Raw genomic sequence first — 25653 nt, 5'->3', positions numbered from 1 at the left:
TGGCGGCCAGCGATGGCTGGTCCAATGCACCCCCCATTTTCTCTTTTTCTGATACGCAGAAAAAGAGAAAACGGGCCGTGCACGGTCCAAAAGAAAAAAAGACGTTTTCAAACGGGGGACGGGGGACGCGCCTGGGGACTGGCTTTCGGGTACGCATGTCTCTGCCCGCAGCTCGGTGCGGGCTGGGGTTTTGGCGGGCGTCGAATCGGCTTTCTTCTCTTTCCGCTGCCGCTGCCCTGGCGGGTTCAGCTTGGGGCTCTGCCCGGTGGTTCCCACTTTGGCGGTTCTTTCCCTGGCGGTTCCCGTAGGGGCGGCAATCTGCCGCCTGTTCCCTGGGCCCGCCCTTCTCCCGATAGACCATCTCGCAGGAGAAGGACTCTACATCTTTCCTGCCAAAAAGAGAGCGATATGAGTTATGATTCCTCTTCCCGGAGGGGGCCCCGCCAGGCGGGGTCGTCCGTAACGCCCAACAGGTAGTCTGTGGAGACATGAAAATATTCCGCCAGAAGGACCAGCTTCTCAAATGTCGTTTCCCGGTTTCCGGTCTCCATCATGCTAATTGCATTTGCACTCATTCCAATTTGAGATGCCAATTCCTTCTGCTGTAAGTTTGCTTGTTTGCGAAGCTGTTGTAGACGATCTTTAAAAATGATGACAGTTCTCATAAACCCTCTTGACAACCCACGATTCGTGTTTTATAATCATATCACACGAATCGTGATTTTAAAAGGAGTGCAGCTTATGCTCGACATCTTACATGCAATCTACCACGACGACATCCCGCCTCAGCAGATATTATGTTGTCTGGAACATCCGGAGAGCGCGGAGGAAAAGCGAATTGCCACACAGCTCCGCGCTGTCAACGAGGAAGCGGCGGAACTGCTCCGGTCCAGCATGGAGGACCTTGCGGACAAACAATCGGAGCAGGGCTTTTACTCCGGCGTGCGCTTCGGCGCTCAGCTTATGGCGGAGCTTTTAGGGCGCACGTCAACGCCGCTGTAGGGGCGGCGTTCTGCCGGAGGGACAGATTGCCGCCTCTACTCCTCTTCCTCCACGGCGTCCCCCAGCCGCCTCCAGGCCGCTTTGACCTCCCCCCAGGGAAAGCCCCGGCGAAGCAGGGCGTTGGTCAGCCGCCGCTTCTCCTTTTCGTCCGGTGTCCGGCCCCGGAGCTTGCTCTGCAAAAACGCGTCCACCTGTCCGCCATTTTCCGGAAGCTCCTCCAGCGCGTCCTCCCACAGCTCCCGGGGGACGCCCTTTTCATAGAGCTTCTCCCGCACCCGGGCGGGACCGTAGCCCATGCCGCCGTAGTGCCGCGCCAGGGCGGCGGCGTATTCCGCGTCGTTCAGCGCCCCGATGGCCTCCAGCCACTCGGCGGCGTAGCGGGCCTCCGCCTCGCTGGCCCCCTTCTCCTGGAGCTTCCGCTCCAAGCAGAAGCGGCTCATGGCCCGTTTGCCGATGAGCTCCGCCGCCGCCGCCCGGGTACTGGACACCCCGGCGGCTTCCTTCAGCCGTCCCAGCGTCTCTTCGTTCAGATCGTCCCCGGAACGGAGGCCGAAGTCCAGCAGCTCCTGTTCCGTCACCTTCAGGCAGGCTCCATCCTCCAGGAACACCAGGACCCGGCCCTTCTTGTGCTTCGACGCCTCGATCCGCTCAATCCGCATTGCCGGAGTCGTCAAAGTCGTCGGCGCTGACGTCCACCGCCCGTCCGGCGGCCTTGGCGGCGGCCCGGGCCTGGCTGCTCATCAGCTTGTCGAAGTTCTTCCGGATGTCCGCCTCCAGCTGGTCCCGGATTTCCGGGTTCTCCTGGAGGTACTTCTTCGCCGCCTCCCGGCCCTGGCCGATGCGGGTCTCCCCCATGGAGAACCAGGAGCCCGCCTTCTGCACAAGGTCCAGCTTCACGCCCAGGTCCACCAGCTCGCTCTCCCGGACGATGCCCTCGCCGTACATGATGTCAAACTCCGCCTCCCGGAAGGGGGGCGCCATTTTGTTCTTTACCACTTTGGCCCGGGTCCGGTTGCCGATGAGCTCGCTGCCGTTCTTGATGGCCTCGATGCGCCGCACGTCGATGCGGACGGAGGCATAGAATTTCAGCGCCCGGCCGCCGGTGGTGACCTCCGGGTTGCCGTACATCACGCCCACCTTCTCCCGGAGCTGGTTGATGAAGATGACGATGGTGTTGGTCTTGCCGATGGCGCCGGTGAGCTTCCGCAGGGCCTGACTCATCAGCCGGGCGTGGAGGCCCACATAGCTGTCCCCCATCTCGCCCTCGATCTCCGCCCGGGGCACCAGGGCGGCCACGGAGTCCACCACGATGACGTCGATGGCCCCGGAGCGCACCAGGGCCTCCGTGATTTCCAGGGCCTGCTCGCCGGTGTCCGGCTGGGAGATCAGCATGTCCTCCACCTTCACGCCCAGGGCCCGGGCATAGGTGGGGTCCAGGGCGTGCTCCGCGTCCACGAAGGCCACCTCGCCCCCCTGCTTCTGGGCCTCCGCCACCACATGGAGGGCCAGGGTGGTCTTGCCGGAGGACTCCGGCCCGTAAATCTCGATGATCCGCCCCTTGGGCAGGCCCCCGATGCCCAGGGCCACGTCCAGCGCCAGGGAGCCGGTGGGAATGACCTCCACATTCATGGCCGTCCGGTCGCCCAGGCGCATGATGGAGCCCTTACCGTACATCTTCTCGATCTGACTCATGGCCGTGTCGATGGCCTTCTTCTTATCCGTCGCGGGCGCCGCGCTGGGCAGCGGCGCTTTATCCTTTGCCATAGTTTCTATCCTCCTGATCTGTCGTTAAGCTCCTCACTCCCGGGGCATGATGACGGCGCAGATGATGTAGGCCAGGATGCCGCTGGCGCCCATGGCGCTGAAAATCACCCAGCCCAGCCGCACCAGCGTGGGGTCCAGGCCGAAGTACTCGGCAATGCCGCCGCAGACGCCGTCCACCATCTTGCCCTCGCTGATCTTGTAAAGTCTCTTATACATAACCGTCTCTCCCTTTCAGATTTCCGAACAGAGCGTGCCGAACACCACCCGGGGAACCCCCCGGGGGTCCTTCACGACCTGTATATCTCCAAAGCCCTGGCCGCGCATCAGCCGCAGAACCAGGTCCGCCTGACCGATGCCCACCTCAAAGTACAGCCGCCCCCCGGGGGCCAGAACCTCCTTCCAGTCCTGGGTGATGGAGCGGTAAAAGTCCATTCCGTCCTCTCCGCCGTCCAGGGCCAGATGGGGCTCGTACTCCCGGACGGAGACCTCCAGGCCCGGAATGTCGCCGGTGGGGATGTAGGGCGGGTTGCTGACGATGCACTGAAACTCCCCCAGAATGCGCCCCGGCTTTTTCAGGGCGTTCACCTGCACCGGCGCCACCCGGCCGGAGAGGCCGCAGCGCCGGATGTTCTGACGGCAGATTTTCAGCGCGTTGTCGTCCAATTCCCCCAGGGCCACCCGGGCCTGGGGAGCCTGGGAAGCCACCGCCAGCCCCACGCAGCCGCTTCCGGCGCACAGGTCCATCACCCGGCACTCCCCCAGGCTTTTTACATAGGCAATGGCCTGCTCCGCCAGGGTCTCGGTGTCCGCCCTGGGGATCAGCACGTCCTGGGAGATGTCCAGGGAGAGGCCGTAAAACTCCCACTCGCCGATGAGGTAGGCCACCGGCTCCCCGGCCATGCGCCGCGCCACCAGCCGCCGCACCTGCTCCTCCCGCTCCGGAGAGGCGTAAAGCCGCCCGTCCCGGCTCAGCTCCTCCCGGCTCTTGCCGGTGCCGAAGCACACCAGCTCCCGGGCCTCCAGGGTGGAGGCCTCCACACTGTGCTCCCGGAGCTGCCGGCGGATGTCCAAATACAGGTCATTATAGGTAATCGCCAAGGGAACCCCCCCTATCTTGTTACCACGCGTCCTTGCCCTTCTCCGCGGGCGCCACCAGCTCCAGGGAACGGATGGCGCACTCGATCATGCTGTCGTCGGGCTCGTTGGTGGTGAAATTCTGCATCCAGAGGCCCGGGGCCGTCAAGACCTTTGCCAGCCGATTCTCCTGCACGTGCCGCCCCACCCAGCGGTTGAACTCATAGGTCACTCCCACCACCAGGGGCAGCAGCAGCAGATGCACCGCCGTCCGCAGCCAGGCGTTGGTAATGGGCCAGATGCCGAACACCACACTGGAGAACAAAATCGACACCGCGATGACCACAAAGAGGAAGCTGGTGCCGCAGCGGGGATGGTGCCGGGGCTGGGCCCGGACATTTTCCACGGTCAGCGGCAGCCCCGCCTCGTAGCAGAAAATGGTCTTGTGCTCCGCCCCGTGGTACTGGAAGACCCGGTAGATGTCCCTCTGCCGGGAGCAGAGAATCAGATAGGCCAGGAAGATGGCAATCTTCAAAACGCCCTCCACCAAATTCCGCCCCCACAGGGGAAAGCCGGGGAAGAAGTGGAGAATGCCCCCGGTCAGCAGCGTGGGCAGCACCATGAAGAGGAACACCGACATACCCACCCCCAGCACCACCGCCAGGGCCACCACGGCGCTCTCCAGCTTCTTGCTGCTGATGTGCTTTTCCAGCCACAGCTCAAATCCGGAGGGCTTCGCCGCCTCCTCCTCCGGGTAAAATTCGGCGGAGTACATCAGGGCTTTCACGCCGTTCACCATGGAGTCCAGGAAGTTCACCGTCCCCCGAATCAGCGGCACGCCCAGAATGGGGAAGCGGTCCTTGATAAAGCGGAGCTCCTCCACCTTCTCCACCAGGTTCCCCTCCTGGTCCCGGACCACGACGGCCTGCTTCTCCGGGCCCCGCATCAAAATGCCTTCAATCAGCGCCTGCCCGCCGATGCTGGTGCGGAAGGCGCAGGATTTGTTTTCTTCTGCCATGGAGTTTCCTTTCCTTTGCGTTGGTATCGTATTCCACAGGGTTTACAAAAACGCGGCTCCGGGCGTCCGCTCCCGCCGGTCAGGCCCTGACCGGCAGCCGGATGGTCACCTCCGCCCCGCCGCCGGCGGCGTTGCCGATGGTAAACTCGCCGTTGTGCAGGGCGATGATCTCGTCGCACACCGCCAGGCCGATGCCGCTGCCTCTGGCCCGAGAGGTGCCCTTATAGAACTTCTGCTTGACAAAGGGCAGCTCCTCCTCCGGAATGCCGGGGCCGTAGTCCCGGACCCGGACCACCTGGACGCCGCCCTCCTGGGTGATGGAGGCGGCGATGCGGCGGCCCGCGCCGCCGTGCTTGGCGGCGTTGTCCAGCACGTTGCAGAACACCTGCTTCAGCCGCTCCGAGTCCCCCCGGATCAGGGGCAGGTCCCCGTCGCCGGGGTGGTACTCCAGGGCAATGCCGTCCTGTCGGAAAAGCTCCTGATAGGTGAAAATGGCGTCCTCCAGCTCCGCCTGGAGGTCCACGTCCTCAATCTGAAGGGTGAAGCGCCCATCCTCCATTTTGGAAAATTCCAGCAGCTCCTCCACCATGTTGGACAGGCGCCGGGACTCGTTGACAATGACCCGGATGCCCCGGCGGAGCTGCTCGGGGTCGTCCATAAGACCGTCTTCCAATATGGTTTCCCCCCAGCCGTTGATGGCGGTGAGGGGGGTCCGGAGCTCATGGGAGACGGAGGAGATGAACTCGCTTTTCATCTTCTCGTTCTGGCTGATCTTCATGGACATGTCGTTGATGTTGTCCACCAGCTCCCCCAGCTCGTCGGAGTACTTGTTTTCGATCCGCGCGCCATAACTTCCGGCGGAGATGCGCTTGGCCGCCTCTGTCACCACCGCCACCGGCTCCACCACGTTGTTGATGAACAGCAGATTGGAGATGGCCACCAGCAGCATGCACAGCATGGCCACCAGGAACATGGCCAGCACCACCACCAGCACCTGCCGGTCCACGGACCTCAGAGACGTCACCAGCCGCATGACGCCCACCACCCGGCCGTTCACCGTCAGCGGGCAGGACACCGCCAGAATCTCCTCCCCCGTCTCCAGGTCCCGGCCCTGATAGGGAACCATCCGGTTCTCCTGCCAGGCCCGGCTGATGTCCTCTGTTCCGGGGGAGGTGCCCGCCGTCAGGCCGGAGGTGGAGACCTGAATGCGCCCGCCGGAGCCGATGAACTGAAGCTCGATGCAGTTCTTGTCCTCAAAGCTCTCGGCGGAGCGGACAGCCTTTTGATAGTAGCTGCTAAAGCCGTTGTCCATGAAATACTCATTAAAGGAATTGGCCAGGGCCTGGGCCCGGGTCTCCAGCCCCTTTTGCATGGTGCCGTAATAATAATTGGAGACGCCTGCGGAGAACAGGGCCACCACCAGCACCAGAAACGCCAGAACCGGGAGAATGGAATTGAATATCCACCGCTGCCGCAGGCCCCGCAGCCGCAGGGAGGTCCACCGCTGTTCCTTTTCCATAGCCGCGCCTCCCCGTCACAGTCCCCACTTGTACCCATAGCCCCAGACGGTGGTGATATAGGCGGGGTTCTGCACATTGTCCTCAATCTTCAGCCGCAGGCGGCGGATGTTCACGTCCACGATTTTCAGCTCGCCGAAGTAGTCCCGGCCCCACACCATGTCCAAAATCTCCTCCCGGGAGAGGGCCTTTCCCGGATTCTCCATAAAGACCCGCATGATGGAATACTCCACCTGGGTCAGCTTGATCCGCTGTCCGTTCTTCTCCAGGGTGCGGTTCCGGGTGTTCAGCAGGAAGGGCGGCTGGAGCAGCTCGCCGGTCTGCACCGGCTCCTCGCCGCCGGAGCGGCGGACCAGGGCGTCCACCCGGGCGGTGAGCTCCGCCGGGGAGAAGGGCTTGGTCACATAGTCGTCCGCCCCGGTCATCAGCCCCGTCACCTTGTCCATCTCCTGGGACCGGGCGGTGAGCATGATGATGCCGATCCGGCTGTTGGTGGCCCGGATGCGGCGGCAGACCTCAAACCCGTCAATGCCGGGAAGCATGATGTCCAGCAGCGCCACCCGGGCGTCCGGATTCTCCCGCAGGAGCTCCAGGGCCTCTTCCCCGTTCTCCGCCTCGATGACATCATAGCCCGCCCGGCGCAGATTGATGACGATAAAGCCGCGAATGCTGGCCTCGTCCTCTAAAACCAACACTTTTTTCACCGTGTTCACTCCTTTTGGCCCGCGGGACCGCCCCCGCAGGCGCGCAAACTAATTATCCCCGGGAATCCACTCCCGCGCAATCAGGCTGAACGCCCCCCGGACCTCCTCCGCCGTCATGGAATGCTCCCACGGCGGGACCTCCGGCAGCTCGGCGGTGTAGATCGTGGTGCTCTGGCGGCTGAGGGAGAAGCGGCTGCCCCGGGTGGCCCGCATCTCCCGGCCGGAGCCGGTGAGAGCGGAAATCCGCAGGATGGCCCCGCCCTGGGTGCCGTCCTCCTTCAATATATAGAAGGTGACGCTGGACTCGCCGCTGGAGACGCTTCGCTCCCCCTGGACCCGGCCCACCCAGCTCTCCGGCAGGGTGAGATACCAGCCGTCCTCCATGCAGTGGTAGGTGCTGATTCCCCGCTCCCCCGTGCCGTCCAGGCTGAAGGAGCGCCAGTCCACCCGCTGGAAGGGGCTCATCCCATCGTGGGAGACGGGGGATGGGACCTCCGTCCATCCGTCGCCGTTGATGTCCGCGGGATAGAGGCCGGTGAAGGGGGCGATCTCCCCGGAGACGCCGGTGGCCTCGGAGAGGACGATGTTCGTCAGCTCCCCGTTCCGCACGGCCAAAATATCCGTGACCGCGCCGGACTCCTCCGTCACCCCGGTGACAAAGAGGGCCGGCTCGCCGTCCCGCAGCGTCCCGGTGCTCAGCCGGCCCTGCTGGTTCAGCTCCGCCATGGTGATGGAAATGCGCGCGGGAGACTGGGGGGCAAGGCTATACCCTTGCCAGTCATAGTAATCGGCCACGCCCTCGCCCTCCTCGTCGGAACGGAGGACCACCAGCTCCTGAAGGCCGTCGCCGTCCAGGTCCGCGTTGGCGTAGCGGACATAGCTGACGCTGCGCAGAAGCTCCCGCGTGCCGCCATGGCTCAGCGCGTAGACCGACAGCGCCTGAAGCTCGGCGTTGACCCGCCAGCCCACGATGAGCTCCGTCCGCCCGTCCCCGTCCAGATCGCTGTACACCACGCTGTAGACGGACGCGCCGCTGCCTTCAATGACGGCGGACTGCTCGTAGCTGTCCCCCCTGGCGGAGAAGATATAGATTTTCAGGGGCTTCTCGTCCTCGGTCTTGCGGAAGAAGGCCAGCGCCTCCTGCTGGCCGTCCCCGTTGAGGTCCATCAGCTGCACGGGCTGAATATTGGTGCCGGAAGCGGGGGCGGCGTACTCCGCGCCGTCCTCCAATATGGCGTTCAGCTGAGCGTTGAGCTCCGTATACTTGGCGGGCAGCTCCGGCAGGGCGTAAAGCTCCTCCGGATTGAACACAATATGAAAACCGCCGCAGCCGGAAAGGGTCACGGACAGCAGCAGCGCCGCCGCCAGGGCCCGGATTTTTCTGCGCATCGCTTCGCCTCCCACAGGGCCTGAGATTTCTGATGAAATATCATATCACGTTTTTCCCCGTTTGGGTAGTCCCCCCGCGGCTATTTTCCAATCCACGCCGAAAAATAAATACAAAGAGGACTGCCGCGCTTCGACAATCCTCTTCGTATTTCCTGTTTCTTCGCCTCACGCCTGCGCGCGCTTCTGCGGCAGAGCCGCCGGAAGGGGCGGCAGCACCCGCTGCTCCAGGTAAATCTCCCGCAGCCGCTTGCCCACCTGCTCCAGGCTCCGGGACTCCGCCACGGACCGCCCGGCGGCGGTGAGGTCCGGCAGGCTATGGTCCAGAAGGCCCGATACAATCCGTTGAAATTCGTCATTGTTCGACGCTTTGTATACCGCCTCCCCCTGCTCCAGCCAGCCGCCGTAGACGGGGATGTCCCGCAGCACCGTGGGCACGCCACAGGCCAGGGCCTCCAGCACCACGATGCCCTCGGTCTCCTCATGGCTGAGGAAGGCGAAGACGTCCGCCCCCTGATACGCCTCCCGCAGCTCCTCCCGGCCCACATAGCCGGGGAAGCGCACGTTGTCCGGGGCATTCCGGATGGCCTGGGCGATCTCCCGGGGGATGAGCTTGGGGTCCGTCCAGCCGAACCAGAGAAATTGGGCCTCGGGAATGCGCCGGGCCAGCTCCAAAAACTCCGTCACGCCCTTCCGGGCGATGGTATGTCCCACGGAGACCACCACCCGCTCCCCCTCCTCAAAGCCGTACCGGCTCCGAAGGGCGGTCCGGGCGGCGGGGTCCGGATGGAAGAAGTCTGTGTCCACGCCGTTGGAGATGCTGTAGACCGGCTTTTTCAAACCGTAGCTCTCCAGAAGGGACCGGGAGTACTCCGTGGGCGTCAGCACCACGTCCCCCAGACCGTAGCAGAAGGTGATCCACCGCTTGAACAGCGGGGCCAGGGCGTTGGACCCCTTGAAGGAGGAACGGAAATCCTCCATGGTGGAGTGACCGTACCACACCACCTTTCGCCGCCGGAGTTTGGCTCCCAGGGCCGCGAACACCGCGTCCGGAAGGACGGTGTTCACATGGACGGCGGCGGCGTCCTTGGTCCAGCGGTCCGTGGTGGCGACGCCGGAGCGCCGCAGGCATTCCCGCTGTTGGCGGATGGCCTGTCCCACGCCGCTTTTGCCGACAAGCTTCTCCCCGCCGCTGTAAATGAAAATCCGCATACAGCCTCCCTGCCGCAGTGGTTTTACACGCTGTGGCGCCGCTGTTTTCCGGCCGGCGGCCCGCCTGTTTTTGTCATGGTTTTCCAATTTTGGGTGCACAAAACCAAGCGGACGGCCTGTCCGCTTTTTTCGTTCCCGGATTTGGGTATAGAGAGTATTCCGCAAAAACCGTCTTTTTATGACGGCGTTCTTTTTTGAAATCAGCCGGGGAACAGCACCTGCCAAAGGGCCATCAGGCCCATGCTGTACAGGGCGATATTGAAGGGCTTACCCAGGAGGATGATGGCGGTATAGCGCCGCCAGGTCATGCTGGTGGTGCCCGCCAGATAGCAGAGGAAGTCGTCCGGGGCGATGGGCAGGAAGATGGACCAGAAAAAGAGCTTGGCGAAGCGGTCCCGCTTCTCGGTCCAGGCGTCGTATTTCTCGATGGTCTTTTCCGAGAAGAGGAGGTACAAAAGGGGTCTCCCGCAGCTCCGGGCCACGGCGAAGGCCAGAAGGGACCCGATGCAGATGCCCACATAATTATAGGTAAAGCCCCAAATGGGTCCAAAGAGGATGACCCCCACCAGACAGCCCAGTCCCCCGGGAAGCACCGGCACCACCACCTGCACCGCCTGAAAGACGGTGAACAGCAGCGCCCCGGCGGGGCCCCATTTGCCCACCAGCTCCTGGAGCTTTTCCTGAGAGGTCAGCACCCCCGTCTGCCAGCCCCACACGGCCACCGCCACGCAGATGGCAAAGCCGATGAGGGACACGGTCTGGAGGGCTCTTTTTTCAATCGGTACGGGTTTCATGCCGGTATCCTCCGCACAGCGTTCCGCTCGATCTGTTCCAAATAAATGGCCTCCACCCGCTCCGCGAAGCGCTGGGCGGAGTACTCCTCCCCCGTCTCCCGGGCGCAGCGGACCATATCCTCCCGCCGCCGGGTCCGGAACTCCTCCAGCCGCTGGCGGAACTCCGCCTCATCCCGGTACTGCCAGCCGTTCTCCCCGTCCCGGACCACGCCCAGGAGGCAGGGGTCCGCCCGGCACAGCACCGGCACCCCGGCGGCCAGGGCCTCGGCATAGGTCAGGCCCTGGGTCTCGCTGGTAGAGGCGCTGACGAACAGGTCCCCCAACTGATACCACTCCGCCACCTGATCCGCCGGGACCATGCCGGCAAAGACCACGTCCGGAGCCGTCAGACCCAGTCCGGCGGCCGTGTCCTCCAGCCGCTGCCGGTCCGGACCATCCCCCACCAAAAGCAGCGTCACATTCCCCGGGCCCATGTCCGCCCGGAAGCGCAGGAGCTCATCCACCCGCTTCTCCTCGGCCAGACGGCCCACAAAGACCAGGATGGTCCGCTCCTGGGGGATGCCCAGGCTGGCCCGGAGCACCGCGCCCCGCAGCGGGTCCGCCTCGTCCCGGAAGTGCCGCAGATCGATGCCGGAGGGCACCACAAAGACAGGCTTCTGCACGCCGTAGCCCTGGAGGAGGAGCCGCACCTTCCCCGTGGGGGCGATGAGGCAGTCCGTGTGGGAGGCGGCCCAGCGGGTGAAGACGGCGGCGGCCTTCTTGCCGAAATGCACACTGGGGGAGAAGTAGTGGGTATAGTCCTCATAAACCGTGTGATACGTATGAACCAGGGGGATGTCCAGCTCCTCGGCGATGCGCCGGGCCAGAAAGAAGGTGGAAAACTCGCATTGGGAGTGAACCACGTCCGGCCCCCACTCCACGATCTTCCGGACCCACCGGCCCGCCAGGGCCGTCCGCAGCCGGGCGCCGGGATAGACCAGCCCCGCCGCCACGGAGCCCAGATAGGTGACGCCGTCCCGCTCATAGGAACGCCGGTTCTGGGACAGGGTGAGCACCCGGACCTCATGGCCCCGGAGCTCCAGCTCCCGCCGGAGATTTTTCACCGAAGTGACCACGCCGTTCACGGCGGGAATGTACCAATCGGAGGTAATCAGAATTTTCATAGCAAGCCTCGCTTCCTGTGTATGTGTATATTACGGACCAGGGAAGGAAAATTCTTCACAAGGCGGAAAAATTTTTCTCCTGTGTTATTGTACTATCGTATTAGCAATAATAATACAGTTAATACAGCTTGTCAAGACCCGCGTCCGCTTTTTTCTTGGCAACGCAATCAGAATACACGGTTTTCGGAAAAAGGTAGTTACAAAAAAGGTACAATTTTAGAACTCCTCTGTTATTTTCAAGGTTCTTTCGCCTCCGGAAAAGAATTTACCACCCAAATCTGTCCAAGTCCTTTCCAGAATCTAACGGACCTGAAAGAATCCAAACAAGCCCCGCCGGCGGAAAAATCCAAACCGACGGGGCCCAAACCAAGGGGTGCAAGGTCCATTGGGTCCCAAAGCGGCGCATCCCCGTGCGCCAGCCTCACCAAGCCCCAGCATCCCCGTCCCCCGTCCCTCGTCCCTCGTCCCCCGTCCCTCGTCCCCCGTCCCTCGTCCCTCGTCTCTCACGCTCCCCCGTATTCCCCCGGCGGAGCCCAGCGCAGCGGGTCCGCCGGGGAGAGGAGGAAGGAATGAAGCAGAGCGGAGTTTTCGGCATCAGCCGGAAACGGAGCGGGCGGAATTTCTTCCGACGACGATGCGGCTGTAGGTCCGGGCGGTCAGGGCGAAGACCAGGGCGTAAATCAGGCAGAACATGGCCAGCGTTCCCGCCGTGCAGAGGGCGAACAGCCCCACGTTGTAGAGATTGAAGAGCTCCAGCATCCTGGAAAGCATGGGGAAGGCCATGAACACATGGAGCGCCGCCGCCCCCAGGGGCAGGAAGAACACCAGGAGAATCTGGCTCTGAATGGAGGCGTCCACCTCTTTTTGGCTCATGCCCACCTGCCGGAGGATGAGGTAGCGCCTCTGGTCCTCGTAGCCCTCGGAAATCTGTTTGTAATAAATTATGAGCACCGTGGCCAGGAGGAACAGCAGCCCCAGGAAGATGCCCAGGAACAGGAAGCCACCGTACATGGCGTAGAATTCCTGGGCCTGATCCTGCTTGCTGGTGGAGCTCACGCCGCCGTCCCGCCGGCTCAGTTCCAGAAGCAGCCGCTCCGTCTGGGCCAGCTTCTCCTCGTAGCCCTCCCCGGCCAGGTTCATCTGAACGCGGAACTGCCTGGCGCTGCGGGAGGTATCCAGGTCCATGAGCGTCTCCGCCGTCTCCCGGTCCGCCACCACCAGGAACAGCGACGAATCCTCCGAGCCCAGCAGGTTCGTGGCGCCGTGGCGGATGATCTCCGTGATTTCCTCTCGGACGTGGAAGGACAGGCCCTCCTGGCCAAAGCGGGCGGAGACGGTAAAGTCCGCCGGGAAGTCCGGGAGGTTCCGGGGACAGGCCAGCACCTCGTCCGGGGCCAGAATGACCTGCTTTCCCGTGAGACGGCCGTAGTCCTCCGCCGTCACCACCTCCACCTCCGTCCGGAGGCAGTTGGGATCCAGGTTCAGGGAGACCTCGCCGCCCCGGACGCCGCAGTAAACCCAATAGCGGGTGTAGTACCGGGATTCGGTGAAGCCGCCGGAGGCGTTCGCGGCGGCCTCCACCTCCCGCATCTCGTCCATGGGGTCCCCCGGCTGGTTTTCCAGGTCCTGGATAAACTCAATGTCATAGGGGAACATCTCGTTCAGGGAGTTCTCCAGTCCGATGTTCATGGCGATGGTGGTGGAGACCGTCACCAGCACCATGGTGGAGAGGATGCAGATGCTGGCCAGACCCACGGCGTTCTGCTTCATGCGGTACAAGAGCCCCGAGACGGCGGTGAAGTGCCGGGTCTGGTAATAGAACTTCGGGTTGGCCCGGAGGCGCTTCAAAAGGGCGACGGACCCGGCGGTGAACAGGCAGTAGGTGCCGATGATGACCAGGAACACCGCCCCGAAGAAGAAGAGCATGGCCTCAATGGGGTTCCGGGTGACGATGGCGATGGCATAGCCGCCCCCCAGGGTCAAAACACCCAGGACCACCAGCAGCCACTTCGTCCGGGGCTCCCGCTCTCCGGCGGAGGCGCTGTGCAGAAGCTCCACCGGCCTGGCCCGGCTCAGACGGAAGAGGTTCTGCGCCAGGGTCAGCAGAAACAAGACGCCGAAGAGCTGGGCGGTCTCCCCAATGCCCCGGAGGGAAATCTCCATCCCGAACTGGGCGGGAATGCGGACCATCTTCAAAAGAAGCAGGATGACGGCCTTGGAGAACAAGATTCCCAGGAGGATGCCCCCCGCCAGCGTGACGGCGGCGCAGTACAGGGTCTCCCAAAGGCACATCCGGGCGATGTGCCGCTTTTCCAGGCCCAGGATGTTGTACAGTCCCAGCTCCCGCTGCCGCCGCTTCATGACGAAGCTGTTGGCGTAGAGCAGGATGACGGCCGAGAGCAGCGCCGCCACGAAGCAGCCCACTCCGGCGAAACTCTTCAGGTACATCGCTCCCCGGACGTTATCCAGACCCTGGTTATACTCCAGGAACAGCAGAATGTAGTACATGGCCGCCGTCACCACACAGGAGAGGAGGTAGGGGCCGTAAAACCGCCCGTTCCGCGCCAGATTCACCAGGGCCAGGCGGGAGAAAAAGCCGGACTTACCCACGAAGCTCACCGCCTTGCGTCAGCACCGTCAGGGTGTCGGAGATTTTGGCGAACTGGGCCTCGGCGCTCTGTTCTCCCCGATAAAGCTGGTGATAGACCTGCCCGTCCCGGAGGAAGAGGACCCGCCCGGCGTGGCTGGCGGCCTTCACGGAGTGGGTGACCATGACGATGGTCTGTCCTCCCCGGTTGATCTCCCCGAAGAGCTCCAGCAGATGGTCCGAGGCCCGGGAGTCCAGGGCGCCGGTGGGCTCGTCGGCCAGGACCAGCTGGGGGTCCGTGATGAGGGCCCGGGCCACGGCGCAGCGCTGCTTCTGCCCGCCGGAGACCTCGTAGGGGTATTTGGCCAGGATGTCCGCGATGCCCAGCTGCTCCGCGATGGGCCGGAGCTTTTTGTGCATCTCCCGGTAGTCCCGCCCCGCCAGAACCAGGGGCAGGAAGATGTTGTCCTGAAGGGAGAACGTGTCCAGGAGGTTGAAGTCCTGAAACACGAATCCCAGGTGAGACCGGCGGAAAGCCGCCAGGTCCCGCTCCCGGATATCAGAGAGGGCCTTGCCGTTGAGGAAAACCTCCCCGGCGGTGGGGCGGTCCAGGGCCGCCAGGATATTTAGTAAGGTGGTCTTGCCGGAGCCGGACTCGCCCATGATGGCCACGTACTCCCCCGGCTCCACGGAGAAATTCACATCCGCCAGGGCGGTGACCTGGGCGCCGCCGAACCGGGTGGTGTAGATTTTTTGCAGGTGCTGTACTTCCAGTAATGACATATCCATGTCCTCCTATCGGGTTATGCTGTGATTATAGCAGGCCCGGCGGAGGGATGCCATGGTTTTGCCTTACAGTTCGGGCCCGGTGTCTTACAGTTTTGTAAGATACGCCGTCTCCGGCGGGCAAACTTTTCCTTGACATTTCTTCAAATTCCGATATAATAAATAAGCCTGCGGTTGCAGGCATATCCTTGCTCTCATCCAGGAATGAGGGCCATTTGTCCAAAAGGAGGTGCAAACATGGCAAAGGTTTCTGCCAATTACGAGGTCGTGTATATCATCGACCCTGCACAGGGGGAGGAGAACATCGCCGCTCTCGTCGCGAAGTTCAAGACCCTGGCTGAGCAGAACGGTTCCGCCGTTGAGGTGGAGGAGTGGGGCGCCCGCCGCCTCGCCTATCCCATCAACTATAAGAACGACGGCTATTACGTGCTGATGAGCTTCACCAGCGAACCGTCCTTCCCCAAGGAGCTGGACCGCGTTCTCGGTATCACCGACGGCATCATGCGTTCCCTGATCGTCTGCAAGGGCGAGTAAGGAGGGCTCCGGATGCTGAACAGGATCGTCATCATGGGCCGTTTGACCCGTGACCCCGAGCTGCGCCGCACCCAGAGCGGCACCGCCGTCACGTCCTTCTCCGTCGCCTGCGACCGGGACTTCAAGTCCCAGAGCGGCGAGAAGGAGACGGATTTTATCGACGTGGTGGCCTGGCGCGGCACTGCGGAATTTGTCAGCAAGTACTTCGCCAAGGGCCGCATGGCCGTGGTGGAGGGCCGTTTGCAGATTCGCGACTGGACCGACCGGGACGGCGGAAAGCGCCGCAGCGCGGAGGTCGTGGCTGACAACGTCTATTTCGGGGACTCCAAGCGGGACAGCGGCGGCGACTACGGCGCCCCCTCTTACGGAGCGCCCCCTGCCGCCGGAGCGTCCAGCGCTTACGGCGCCCCGGCCGGAAGGGCCCCCGCCGCCGGTTTTGGAGGAGGGTCTGATTTCGCCGAGCTGGGCGAGGAGGACGGCGAACTGCCGTTTTGACTTTGACGGGCCCGGGATTCCCGGCCCTTCCACACGCGCTCCCCGGCGGAGAAGCCGCCGGCGGGCGGACCTTTGGTCCGCGGACGGTCCCAGGGACCGGACCGGCGCCATTCTTTAAAGGAGGAACCATTTCATGGCTTTTGATCGTGAAGCGAGACCCGCCCGTCCGACGCGGGGCAAGCGCCGCAAGGTTTGCCAGTTCTGCGCCGAGAAGTGCGAGCATATCGATTATAAGGACGCCGCCAAGCTGCGCCGTTTCATCTCCGAGCGGGCCAAGATTCTGCCCCGCCGGACCACCGGCACCTGCGCCATGCATCAGCGCCAGCTGACCGAGGCCATCAAGCGCGCCCGGCAGATCGCTCTGCTGCCCTACGTCACCGACTGACGGAGGATTGGAAACACACAAGGTCCGGCCTGTTCCCGGAAGGGGGACAGGCCGGGCGTTTCTCCGGCGGGAAATTTTTGCCGCCGCGGCGGAAAAAGACTTGATTTTTCCTTCCGCTTCGTTTATAATGACAATGTTGCAGCGGACGGATCATAATGCGCAGGGTTCGTATATCGGTAATACAACGGCTTCCCAAGCCGTGAAGGCGGGTTCGATTCCCGTACCCTGCTCCAGCACAGAGCACCCACAGCCATGATGGCTGTGGGTGCGTTTCTTGTCCCGCCGCTCACCAATTGCAAGGCCATCTCTGTACGGCGCGCCCGCACAGAGTCCCGCCCTTTGCACGCGGGCAGAGAGCCCCCCCATTCGCCAAGCGGGCGCAGCCCCGAGGCTCTGTGCCTTGGGGCCGCGCCCGCAAACTGTCTATGCCTCCGGAGCGTTCCCCGCCGGACGGGGCTCTACTGCGGGGGGTTGTCCAAATCCAGGATATAACGCTCATAGGCGTTGATGATGGTGGTCTCCCCCCGGTGGAGCACCCGGGGGACGTTGCAGCCGTAGTTCACATGGACATGCCCGTGAATCAAAAAGCGGGGATGGTAGGTATCCACCATCCTGACCAGGCTCTCAAACCCCTGGTGGGCGTAATCCTCTCCGTCACCGTAGCCCTCCATGGGGGCGTGGGTCAGGATGACGTCCACCCCGCCCGCCTTCCAGATGCGGTAGCGCAAGCGGCGGATGCGCCGGGACATCTGGGCCTCCGTATACTGATGGGGCCCTCCGCTGTAGAGATAACTGCCCCCCAAGCCCACGATCCGAAGTCCCCGGATGTTGATCAGGCGGTCCTCGGCGCAGTCGCAGCCCTCCGGCGGGTTCTTCTCATAGCCCTTGTCATGATTGCCGTGGACGTAGACCAGGGGGCGGCCGCTCATGGTCACCAGAAAGGAAAGGTACTTGGAATTCAGGTCCCCGCAGGACAAAATGGCGTCCACGTCCTTCAGGCGGCCGGGCTGGTAGTAGTCCCAAAGGTATTCGCTCTCCTTGTCGGAGATCAGCAGCAGCTTCACAGGATGGGGTCCTCCTTTTCCGGCGGAATGGCGTCACGGTAGACTCCCTGGAGGCGGACCAGGGGCCGGGCCATGGGCAGGAGGTCCTCATAGGCGGGAATGCTGCCGTGCACACAGGGGAGCAGCGTGTCCATGTGCAGAATCTCCTCCGGCGTGGCCTCGGGGAAGGGCTGGATGGACCCGTCGATGATGCCCCGGCGGAGGATGCCCGCCATCTGGCGGATTCCGGCGGGGAGATCGTCTCCCAGCAAAATGTCGATGGCCCGGCTGTCCATACCCCACCAGTAGTTCACCGCCTGCCCTGCCTGGGAGCCCAGAACCTCCCACCCGCCGGCCAGGACGGCCCGAACCAGATTGGTATACACGCTGCCCCAGTGCCAGTAGGGGGAGGCCAGGGAGTGGAACTTCCCGTCCTGAATGCGGCACAGGCCCCAGGGCTCCTGGATGCGGTCCGGCGTGGGGATGTCCCGGTTGGAGATCAGGGAGACCCCCTCCCAGGCCAGGGCATCCATGGCGTCCTCCTCCACACAGGACCAGCGGACCGTGATCTCCGCCCGGGAATTGGTGAGCTGGGCTCCCAGGGCGAAGGCGTTGATGCTGGCGGGAACGCCGAAAATGGGATTGCTGGCCACATATCCGATGCGCCCGCTGCGGCTCAGGGCCCCGGCGATGGCGCCGGCGATGTATTTCGCCTCATAAATGCGGCTGTAGTAGGTCCGGACGCCGGCGTAAGGCATGGAGACGGAGCAGTTCAAAATCCGGACCTCCGGATGCCGGGCCGCCGTCTTCCGGCAGGCTCCGATCAGCGGCGGCGTCACCGCCAGAATCAGCTGCGCCCCGTTTTCAATGGCCGTTTCCATGGCCTCCTCGGCCTCCTGGCCGGGGTGAACGCCGTAGAACGTCTGGGTGACAACCTGGCCCTCCATCACGGTCTCCAGGTACTCCCGGCCCAGGTCGTGGGCCCTGGCCCAGTCGCTCTGATCGGGAAGCTGGTCGCTGACAAAGGCCGCGTTCAGGCACTGCCGGGGCTTGAAGATGCGGCTGAGCAGCTTGCCCTCCTTGGCCTCCGGCGCGTCGGTCCGGACGGCGATGGGCTCTGACAGGGCCTGGATGTCCGCCCACACCGCCTTGACGCTTTTGGCAAGCTCCGCGGAGGAGAAGGAAATCAGGTCGTCAAAATGGTAAACCTTCAGCCACACCAGCAGGGCGTCCGCCGTGGTGATGGGCAGCTCATTGCCCCCCAGCTTTTGAAAGGGCTCCTGAAAATACGTGAATCCCGCCAGGAAGCGGCGGCGCTCGTCCTCCGTCCAGACGTGGTCCGGCTCATAGCCCAGGGCCTTCTGGAGCTTGACGAAGCTCCCCGCCCGGCTGAACCGGGCCCGGTAGAGCTTGGTCTGCACAAAGGACTGCATAAAATCGTAATAGGCCGCCGTCGCCGGGTCCTCTGACCAGACGGGGACCATCCGGATAACGTGGGCGGGAATGGTGGGCGCGCCATAGCTCCGCAAGACGCTGACCCGCTTGTTGCCCTCCTGCACGTAAAAGCGGCCAAAGTACTCAAAGCACCGAATGGGGTCCCGGATGCCCTCGTCCCCCAGATGTGCCTCACAGAGGCTCATCCACTTCCCCGCGAACTCCGTGTCCGGGTCCAGCAGCGGCAGAAAGTCCGCCGAGAAGGCGGAGCGGCGGCCCGCCGTCTTGGTACCGGCAATCTGGTCGATGGGGATTTCCACGACGCCCAGCTCCACCTGTCCCGCAATCATGGTCTCGCTGATGATCTCGTCCAGCACCTGGGGATAGGGATAGCGCCCCCGCGTCAGGGCCTCTTTATAGGCTTTTCGTCCCTGCTTCAGGGCGCTGGCGTACTGCGCTGCGGCTTCCTGCCGGTTCATAGGGATGACCTCCTTTGCCGCCCGGGCGGTTGATTGCCTTATTGTACCCTGCCGCCTCCCAAATTACAATGGCATTTCCGCCAAAAGCCAAGGCCCCCGGAGGGGGTGGAACGGGCCTTTTCCCAAAAGCGGGGGCAAGACCCCCGCCAGGCCCCCGTGTACACAAGGCCGGGAAGGGCCTCCCCACCCGGAGCATGGCGGAAGCCCCGCCCAAAATAGGGCTCATCTATAAAAGGAGCGCCGGAGGCTTGGCCTCCGGCGCTCTTCCATTCGATCCAATAATCAGACTTCCGGCTCCTTGCTCAGGTCCAGGCTGCGGATGATCTTCCGCAGAGGCAGCACCGAGGCGGGAGACACGCTCAGCTCGTCCACGCCGTAACGGAGGAAGGTCTCCGTCAGGGTCTGGTCCGCGCCCAGTTCGCCACAGATGCCCACCCAGCAGCCATGGCGGTGGCCCGCCTCGATGGTGTGGCGGATCATGCGGAGGACCGCCGGGTGATGGGCGTCGTAGAAGTTGTCCAGCTTGGGGTTCTGCCGGTCGATGGCCAGGGTGTACTGGGTCAGATCGTTGGTCCCCAGGGAGAAGAACTCCACCTCCCCGGCCAGCTCGTCAGCCATCATGACGGCGGCGGGGGTCTCGATCATGATGCCGATTTCCACATTGCCGAAGGCCACGCCCCGCTCCTGAAGCTCGGCCCTGCACTCCTCCAGAATCTCCTTCGCGTCCCGCACCTCCCGGACGGAGATGATCATGGGGAACATGATGGAGACGGTTCCAAAGGCGCTGGCCCGGAGAATGGCCCGAAGCTGGGTCTTGAAGACCTCCTTCCGCGTCAGGCAGATGCGGATGGCCCGATAGCCCAGGGCGGGATTCTCCTCCTTCTCCAGCTCGAAGTAATCCGCCTGTTTGTCCGCGCCGATATCCAAGGTCCGGATGATGACCTTCTTCCCGGCCATGGTCTCCACCACGCGCTTGTACAGCATGAACTGCTGGTCCTCGCTGGGGTAATCCTGGGAGTCCAGATAGATGAACTCGCTGCGGAACAGCCCGATGCCCTGGGCGTCGTTCTGAAGGACCAGACCCACGTCCCCGGCGTTGCCGATGTTGGCGTAGACCTTGATTTCCTTGCCGTCCAGCGTCACATTGGGCTTCTTCTTCAGGCTCTGGAGCAGAGCCTCCTGCTTGAGGTCGTTGCTCCGCTTCTCCTCCATGGCGCTGAGGAGCTCCGGCGCGGGCTCAATGTAAACGCAGTGGTTATACCCGTCGATGACGGCAAGCTTCCCGTCCCAGTCGTCCTGGAAGTCCACACCCACCAGGGCCGGGATGTTCATGGTCCGGGCCAGAATGGCGGTGTGGCTGTTGGAGGAGCCGTGGCGGGTAATAAAGCCCAAAAGCTTCGACTTGTCCAGCTGGACGGTCTCGCTGGGGGTCAGGTCGTCCGCCACCAGGATGGCGGGCTGGTCGGCCATCATCTCCGCGTCGTCTTCTCCCAGGAGGATGTTGACCACCCGGCGGGAGATGTCCTTGATATCCGTCGCCCGGGCCCGCATATAGGCGTCCTCCATGGCGGCGAAGGCGGCGGCGAAGTTCTCTCCCGTGGCGGACACGGCGTACTCCGCGGTGGCCCCCTGGGTGTCCAGGATACCCTTCACGGCATCCAGGAAATCGTCGTCGTCCAGCATCATCTGGTGAATCTCAAAAATGGAGGCGTTGTCCTCCCCCACCTCGTCCAGGGCCTTTTCGTACAGGACGCCCAGCTGCTCCTGCGCCTTGACGCGGGCGGCGTCGAAGCGGGCGTACTCCTCCTCAGGGGTAAGGGTGGAGGCGGCGGTGGTCTGGACCTCCTCCTTCTTATAGATGCGCAGGGGGCCAATGGCGATGCCGTTCAGAATAGATTTTCCGGTCGCAACTTGCATAGCGCTTTCCTCCCAGCGGTCTTACATGTTGTCTTTGCAGAACTGCTCCATGGCGGCGGCGCTGGCCTCTTCGTCCCCGCCCTCGATGGTAAAGGTGATGGTCTCCCCGGTCTTGACCCCCAGGCCCATAACGGCCATGAGCTTCGTGGCCACGGCGGACTTGCTGCCATCGGCCTTGGAGATGGTGACGGTGCTGTCCAGCGCCTTGGCAGCCTTGGCCAGCATACCGGCGGGACGGGCATGGATGCCCACGGGATCGGTGATGGTATAAGTGAACTGTTTCATGAGACGGCTTCCTTTCTGATCGTGGTGGCCGGAACGACCGGCTTTATGAGTATAGAATACCACGTCCCAGCTCCATTTGCAAACACTATTTAATCGTTTACCCAATTTTGTCCCAAGGCCTTGGCCCTCCCCCGGCGCCCGGACAACACATGCGCCCGGAGGGTTTCCCCTCCGGGTGCCGGAAAGCCCCTCCCCTTTTCAGGGCAGGCGCGGCTGTCCCTTCCCGTCAAACAGCTCCGCCAGGGTGGGCATGGCGGGAATGGCCCCGCTGCGGGAACAGGTGAAGGCCGCCGCCCGGTTGGCGAAGGCCAGAATATCCTTCAGCTCCAGCCGGGTCAGCCCCTCCAGGGGCCTCTCCCCCCGGAGGCAGAGGCGGCTCAGCACCGCCCCCAGGAAGGTGTCCCCCGCGCCGTTGGTGTCCGCCACCTTGACAGGGATGCCGGGCTGATGCCAGCCGCTTCCCTGCCAGCGGCAGAAGACGCCCTCGCCCCCTAGGGTGACCATGATGAGGGAGACCCCCCGCTCCTCCAGAATGCGGGTTCCCTTCTCCAGGTCCGCCGTGCCGGTGAGAAGGGGCAGCTCCTCCTCCGCCAGCTTGATGATGTCCACCAGAGGCAGAGGAATGGTCATCCACTCCGCCGCCTCCGCTTTGCTGGCCCAGAGGGCGGCTCGGTAGTTGGGGTCGTAGCTCACCAGCCTGCCATTGCGGTGAGCCGTCCGGGCGGCAAAGATGGTGGCGCTGCGGCTCATGCCCGCCGTCAGGCTGACGGAGCCAAAGTGCAGAATCTTCGTCCGCAGCACCGCGTCCTCGTCCACCTCCTCGGGGCAGATGTCCCGGTCCGCCCCCCGGAGAAAGCGGAAGCTCCGCTCCCCGGTTTCATCCACGGCGACAACGGCCATGGTGGTGGGCTGGCTCCCCACATGAAGCCCCGTGTGGTCCACGCCGTTCTCCGCCAGCACCCGGCGGAGATACGCGCCAAAGCTGTCGTCCCCCACCTTGCCCCAAAAGGCGGTTTCGGCCCCCAGCCGGGCGGCCGCCACCGCCGCGTTGGCGGGTGCTCCGCCGGGGTTGGCGGAAAATTGAGGCACCCCTGCCGCGTTGACCCCCGTCTGCGTCAGGTCAATCAAAATCTCACCAATCGCTGTTACGTCCATGATACCGGCCTCCTGTCTGTTTATTTTATGAGGCGGAAGGCTAAAATGTCCTTTTTTTGCCAGCAGTCCGCCCCGTAATCGATTTTCTCGGATTATATCAAACTTTTTTCTCCTTGTCTAGTGCTTTGTACATGCTAACCCGCGACTTTTCGCCTGCTTGCCCAATTTTCTGGAAAAAGTAGGAAAGAGAGGCCCTTTCGGGCCTCTCAGGCTGGTTTTCACCGTATTTCCTCACCCATTCTTTCCCAGGTACGCCTCCCGGACCTTCTCGTTGGCCAGCAGCTCCGCGCCGGTGCCGGACATGGTGATGTTGCCCGTCTCCAGCACGTAGGCCAGGTCCGCGATCTTCAGGGCCATGTTGGCGTTCTGCTCGATGAGAAGCACCGTCACGCCCTGGCGGTTGATCTCCTGGATGATGGAGAAGATATCCTGCACCACCAGAGGGGCCAGCCCCAGGGACGGTTCGTCCAGCATCATCAGCTGGGGCCGGGACATCAGCGCCCGCCCCACGGCCAGCATCTGCTGCTCGCCGCCGGAGAGGGTGCCCGCCAGCTGCCAGCTCCGCTCCTCCAGCCGGGGGAAGAGGCTGTAGACCCATTTGACGTCCTCCTCGATGCCCGCCTTGTCCTTGCGGAGGTAGGCCCCGATGCGCAGGTTTTCCAGCACCGACATGTCGGCGAAGACCCGCCGCCCCTCGGGGCTCATGGCAATGCCGGAGCCAATGATCTTGTCGATGGACCGGCCCAGAAGCTCCTCCCCGTTCCACTGGATGGAGCCGGAGGAGGCCTTCACCAGCCCCGTGATGGTCCGCAGGGTGGTGGACTTCCCCGCGCCGTTGGCGCCGATCAGGGTGACGATCTTGCCCTCCGGCACCTCCAGGGAGATGCCCCGAAGAGCCTGGATGCCGCCGTAGCTGACGTGGAGGTTTTCAATTTTAAGCATCCTCGCTCACCCCCAAATAGGCGTCAATGACGCGCTTGTTGTTCTGGATCTCCGCCGGGGTGCCCTGGGCAATGAGCTCGCCGAAATCCAGGACGTAAATCCGCTCGGAGATGTTCATGACCAGATTCATGTGGTGCTCAATGAGGAAAACCGTCATTTGGAAGCGGTCCCGAATCTGGCCGATGAAGGCCGTCAGCTCCTCGGTCTCCTGGGGGTTCATGCCCGCCGCCGGTTCGTCCAGAAGCAGCAGCTGGGGCTCCGCCGCCAGGGCTCGGGCAATCTCCAGCCGCCGCTGCTTGCCATAGGGCAGGGAGGTGGCCAGCTCGTCCTTCACGTCCGCCAGGCCCACGGTCTCCAGCAGCTCCTCCACATTCTCCCGCTGCCGCGCCTCCTCCTTCCGGTTGAGGCGGAACGCGGCGGAAAAGACGTTGCTGGTGGTCCGGCAGTGCTTGGCGATCAGCACGTTGTCAAACACTGTCTGGCTCTTCCACAGCCGGATGTTCTGGAAGGTCCGGGCCATGCCCAGGCGGGTGATCCGGTCCGGGGTGGGAGCCAGAACCTGATGGTACTCCCCGGCGTGCCGGCCCTTGTACTGCTGCTTCATCTTCCCCTGGGGGTGGTTTTCCACGATCTTCTCCCCCCGGAACCAGACCGCGCCGTTGGTGGGCTGATAGACGCCGGTGATGACGTTGAAGGCCGTGGTTTTCCCCGCGCCATTGGGGCCGATGAGGGCCACGATCTCCCCCTGGTTGACCTCCAGGTTCAGATTATCCACCGCCACCACGCCGCCGAACTGCATGGTGACGTTTTCCACTTTCAAAACATTCTCGCTCATTTCGCCGCCTCCTTTTTCCGCCGCTGAAAGAGGTCCGGCAGCTCCCTGTCGCCCATGATGCCCCTGCGGAAGAACAGCACCACGATCATGATGACCACGGAGAACACCACCATACGGAAGCCATTGCGCAGCAGGGGCACCTTGAATCCGCCGATGAAGGTCTCCGCGTCCAGGAAGCGGAGCCACCACTCGCTGGCCGCCACATAGAGGAAGGCCGCGATGCAGCTGCCGGAGACGGAGCCGATACCGCCGATGACCACGATCAGCAAAATCTCATAGGTCATGGCGGTGGTGAAGGTCTTGGCCTGGGCCTGGTTGGCGAACATGGCGAACATGCCGCCCCCCACCCCGGCGAAGAAGGAGCTGATGACAAAGGCCAGCCGCTTGTGCCTGGAGAGGTTGATGCCCATGGCTTCGGCGGCCACCTCGTCGTCCCGGATGGCCTTGAAGGCCCGGCCGTAGGTGGAGTTGATGAGGAGCACGATGACGGCAATGCAGATTCCCGCCAGCAGGAAGGCCGTGAAGGTGGACAGCCGCAGCACCGTCTCCCCGCTCTCGTTTTGGATATTGAAGCTGGTGAAGGTGGGGAAGCTCTTCAGCGCGTTGGCGCCGTTGGTGACGGGGCCCAGCTTATCCCACTGGAACACCGCCCGGATGATCTCGCCGAAGCCCAGGGTGGCAATAGCCAGATAGTCGCTTTTCAGCCGCAGCACCGGCAGGCCGATAAGCCACGCCACCGCCGCGGCCACGCAGCCGCCCAGCACCAGCGCCGTCAGGACGCCCAGCACCAGTCCCACCGCTCCGCCGCCGAAGAGCTCCGGCAGGGAGAAGTTGATGGCGGAGCCGTTATAGATATAGTATACAGCGTCCCTCTGGGCTGCGGGGATGGTCAAAATGGCGTAGGTATACGCCCCCAGCAGCATGAAGCCCGCCTGCCCCAGGGAGAAGAGGCCCGTGAACCCGTTGAGCAGGTTCATGGACACCGCCACCAGGGCGTACACCGCGCCCTTTTTCAGGGCGGTGAAGACCATGATGTTCTTGTTGGGGTCCAGCACGTTCTCCAGCACCACCACCACGGCCAGCAGAGCCGCGATGCCCAGCAGGGCGGTCCAGACGCCCCGTTTCGATGTCTTATTCATAAT

Annotated in this window: 26 protein-coding genes and 1 tRNA gene; 5 read left to right on the top strand and 22 right to left on the bottom strand. The window is 63.3% G+C overall.

Annotated features, from left to right (window positions below; translation table 11 throughout):
- Positions 1 to 413: 413 nt before the first annotated feature.
- Positions 414 to 665 (bottom strand): helix-turn-helix transcriptional regulator, encoded by a 252-nt coding sequence (locus tag QZ329_RS01095; protein WP_295747432.1) that lies wholly within the window; start codon positions 663 to 665, stop codon positions 414 to 416.
- Between the two features lie 76 nt (positions 666 to 741).
- Here QZ329_RS01095 and QZ329_RS01090 point away from each other — a divergent pair, with 76 nt between their 5' ends.
- Positions 742 to 1002, top strand: coding sequence for a hypothetical protein (locus QZ329_RS01090; RefSeq protein WP_295747430.1), 261 nt, complete (start codon positions 742 to 744; stop codon positions 1000 to 1002).
- A gap of 35 nt (positions 1003 to 1037) precedes the next feature.
- On the opposite strand, the gene QZ329_RS01085 is transcribed toward QZ329_RS01090, so the two are convergent.
- From QZ329_RS01085 to QZ329_RS01025, 13 genes are all read right to left on the bottom strand, one after another.
- Positions 1038 to 1661, bottom strand: coding sequence for a regulatory protein RecX (locus QZ329_RS01085; RefSeq protein ID WP_295747428.1), 624 nt, complete (start codon positions 1659 to 1661; stop codon positions 1038 to 1040).
- Positions 1651 to 2766 carry a recombinase RecA gene (gene recA / locus QZ329_RS01080; RefSeq protein WP_295747426.1) on the bottom strand — a complete coding sequence of 372 codons (1116 nt, stop codon included), beginning with the start codon at positions 2764 to 2766 and terminating at the stop codon, positions 1651 to 1653. The genes QZ329_RS01085 and recA overlap by 11 nt, the downstream gene beginning before the upstream one ends.
- 33 nt (positions 2767 to 2799) lie before the next feature.
- Positions 2800 to 2982: a PspC domain-containing protein gene (locus tag QZ329_RS01075; protein ID WP_295747424.1), complete on the bottom strand. Its 183-nt coding sequence runs from the start codon at positions 2980 to 2982 to the stop codon at positions 2800 to 2802.
- Between the two features lie 15 nt (positions 2983 to 2997).
- The gene (prmC, locus tag QZ329_RS01070) at positions 2998 to 3864 is read right to left on the bottom strand and encodes a peptide chain release factor N(5)-glutamine methyltransferase (protein WP_295747422.1); all 867 of its coding nucleotides are present in this window, start codon (positions 3862 to 3864) and stop codon (positions 2998 to 3000) included.
- 19 nt (positions 3865 to 3883) lie between these two features.
- Positions 3884 to 4858: a DUF1385 domain-containing protein gene (locus QZ329_RS01065; RefSeq protein ID WP_295747420.1), complete on the bottom strand. Its 975-nt coding sequence runs from the start codon at positions 4856 to 4858 to the stop codon at positions 3884 to 3886.
- 79 nt (positions 4859 to 4937) lie between these two features.
- Positions 4938 to 6377: a HAMP domain-containing sensor histidine kinase gene (locus QZ329_RS01060; RefSeq protein WP_295747418.1), complete on the bottom strand. Its 1440-nt coding sequence runs from the start codon at positions 6375 to 6377 to the stop codon at positions 4938 to 4940.
- Positions 6378 to 6392: 15 nt separating this feature from the next.
- On the bottom strand, positions 6393 to 7079 hold the full coding sequence (locus QZ329_RS01055; protein WP_295747416.1) for a response regulator transcription factor: 687 nt from the start codon (positions 7077 to 7079) through the stop codon (positions 6393 to 6395).
- A gap of 48 nt (positions 7080 to 7127) precedes the next feature.
- Positions 7128 to 8468, bottom strand: a complete 1341-nt coding sequence (locus QZ329_RS01050) for a VCBS repeat-containing protein (RefSeq protein WP_295747414.1) — start codon at positions 8466 to 8468, stop codon at positions 7128 to 7130.
- Between the two features lie 165 nt (positions 8469 to 8633).
- Complete coding sequence (locus QZ329_RS01045) at positions 8634 to 9677, bottom strand: glycosyltransferase family 4 protein (protein ID WP_295747413.1); 1044 nt, start codon at positions 9675 to 9677, stop codon at positions 8634 to 8636.
- 200 nt (positions 9678 to 9877) lie between these two features.
- On the bottom strand, positions 9878 to 10471 hold the full coding sequence (locus QZ329_RS01040) for a TVP38/TMEM64 family protein (RefSeq protein ID WP_295747411.1): 594 nt from the start codon (positions 10469 to 10471) through the stop codon (positions 9878 to 9880).
- The gene (locus QZ329_RS01035; protein ID WP_295747409.1) at positions 10468 to 11634 is read right to left on the bottom strand and encodes a glycosyltransferase family 4 protein; all 1167 of its coding nucleotides are present in this window, start codon (positions 11632 to 11634) and stop codon (positions 10468 to 10470) included. The genes QZ329_RS01040 and QZ329_RS01035 overlap by 4 nt, the downstream gene beginning before the upstream one ends.
- 594 nt (positions 11635 to 12228) lie before the next feature.
- Positions 12229 to 14244: an ABC transporter permease gene (locus tag QZ329_RS01030; RefSeq protein ID WP_295747407.1), complete on the bottom strand. Its 2016-nt coding sequence runs from the start codon at positions 14242 to 14244 to the stop codon at positions 12229 to 12231.
- Positions 14237 to 15004: an ABC transporter ATP-binding protein gene (locus QZ329_RS01025; protein WP_295747405.1), complete on the bottom strand. Its 768-nt coding sequence runs from the start codon at positions 15002 to 15004 to the stop codon at positions 14237 to 14239. The genes QZ329_RS01030 and QZ329_RS01025 overlap by 8 nt, the downstream gene beginning before the upstream one ends.
- A 240-nt stretch (positions 15005 to 15244) precedes the next feature.
- Between QZ329_RS01025 and rpsF the strand changes: the two genes are divergently transcribed.
- The 4 genes from rpsF to QZ329_RS01005 all read left to right on the top strand — a co-directional run bounded on the left by rpsF (position 15245) and on the right by QZ329_RS01005 (position 16654).
- On the top strand, positions 15245 to 15541 hold the full coding sequence (gene rpsF, locus QZ329_RS01020) for a 30S ribosomal protein S6 (protein ID WP_295747402.1): 297 nt from the start codon (positions 15245 to 15247) through the stop codon (positions 15539 to 15541).
- 12 nt (positions 15542 to 15553) lie between these two features.
- On the top strand, positions 15554 to 16036 hold the full coding sequence (locus QZ329_RS01015; RefSeq protein ID WP_295747400.1) for a single-stranded DNA-binding protein: 483 nt from the start codon (positions 15554 to 15556) through the stop codon (positions 16034 to 16036).
- A 133-nt stretch (positions 16037 to 16169) separates the two neighbouring features.
- Positions 16170 to 16421 (top strand): 30S ribosomal protein S18, encoded by a 252-nt coding sequence (gene rpsR, locus QZ329_RS01010; RefSeq protein ID WP_295747398.1) that lies wholly within the window; start codon positions 16170 to 16172, stop codon positions 16419 to 16421.
- Positions 16422 to 16580: 159 nt separating this feature from the next.
- Positions 16581 to 16654: transfer RNA gene (locus QZ329_RS01005), tRNA-Gly, on the top strand.
- A gap of 225 nt (positions 16655 to 16879) precedes the next feature.
- Here the strand turns inward: QZ329_RS01005 and QZ329_RS01000 are convergent.
- The 8 genes from QZ329_RS01000 to QZ329_RS00965 form a co-directional block, all read right to left on the bottom strand.
- Positions 16880 to 17485: a metallophosphoesterase gene (locus QZ329_RS01000; RefSeq protein ID WP_295747396.1), complete on the bottom strand. Its 606-nt coding sequence runs from the start codon at positions 17483 to 17485 to the stop codon at positions 16880 to 16882.
- Positions 17482 to 19377, bottom strand: a complete 1896-nt coding sequence (locus QZ329_RS00995) for a BMP family ABC transporter substrate-binding protein (RefSeq protein WP_295747394.1) — start codon at positions 19375 to 19377, stop codon at positions 17482 to 17484. Before QZ329_RS00995 ends, QZ329_RS01000 begins: the two co-directional genes overlap by 4 nt.
- A 282-nt stretch (positions 19378 to 19659) precedes the next feature.
- A complete protein-coding gene (gene ptsP, locus QZ329_RS00990; RefSeq protein WP_295747392.1) occupies positions 19660 to 21294 on the bottom strand; it encodes a phosphoenolpyruvate--protein phosphotransferase in 1635 nt (544 codons plus the stop codon).
- Positions 21295 to 21315: 21 nt separating this feature from the next.
- On the bottom strand, positions 21316 to 21579 hold the full coding sequence (locus QZ329_RS00985; RefSeq protein ID WP_295747390.1) for an HPr family phosphocarrier protein: 264 nt from the start codon (positions 21577 to 21579) through the stop codon (positions 21316 to 21318).
- A gap of 198 nt (positions 21580 to 21777) precedes the next feature.
- On the bottom strand, positions 21778 to 22734 hold the full coding sequence (locus QZ329_RS00980; protein ID WP_295747388.1) for a carbohydrate kinase: 957 nt from the start codon (positions 22732 to 22734) through the stop codon (positions 21778 to 21780).
- 231 nt (positions 22735 to 22965) lie between these two features.
- Entirely contained in the window at positions 22966 to 23676 is a 711-nt protein-coding gene (locus QZ329_RS00975) for an ABC transporter ATP-binding protein (protein ID WP_295747386.1), read from the bottom strand.
- A complete protein-coding gene (locus QZ329_RS00970; protein ID WP_295747384.1) occupies positions 23669 to 24511 on the bottom strand; it encodes an ABC transporter ATP-binding protein in 843 nt (280 codons plus the stop codon). The genes QZ329_RS00975 and QZ329_RS00970 overlap by 8 nt, the downstream gene beginning before the upstream one ends.
- Positions 24508 to 25650 carry a branched-chain amino acid ABC transporter permease gene (locus QZ329_RS00965; protein ID WP_295747382.1) on the bottom strand — a complete coding sequence of 381 codons (1143 nt, stop codon included), beginning with the start codon at positions 25648 to 25650 and terminating at the stop codon, positions 24508 to 24510. The genes QZ329_RS00970 and QZ329_RS00965 overlap by 4 nt, the downstream gene beginning before the upstream one ends.
- Between the last annotated feature and the right edge of the window lie 3 nt (positions 25651 to 25653).

The organism is uncultured Oscillibacter sp., assembly GCF_910579365.1.
Classification (GTDB): Bacteria; Bacillota; Clostridia; order Oscillospirales; family Oscillospiraceae; genus Oscillibacter.
The sequence above is the reverse complement of the archived record's forward strand: the minus strand, read 5'-3'. Positions and strand labels throughout refer to the sequence as shown.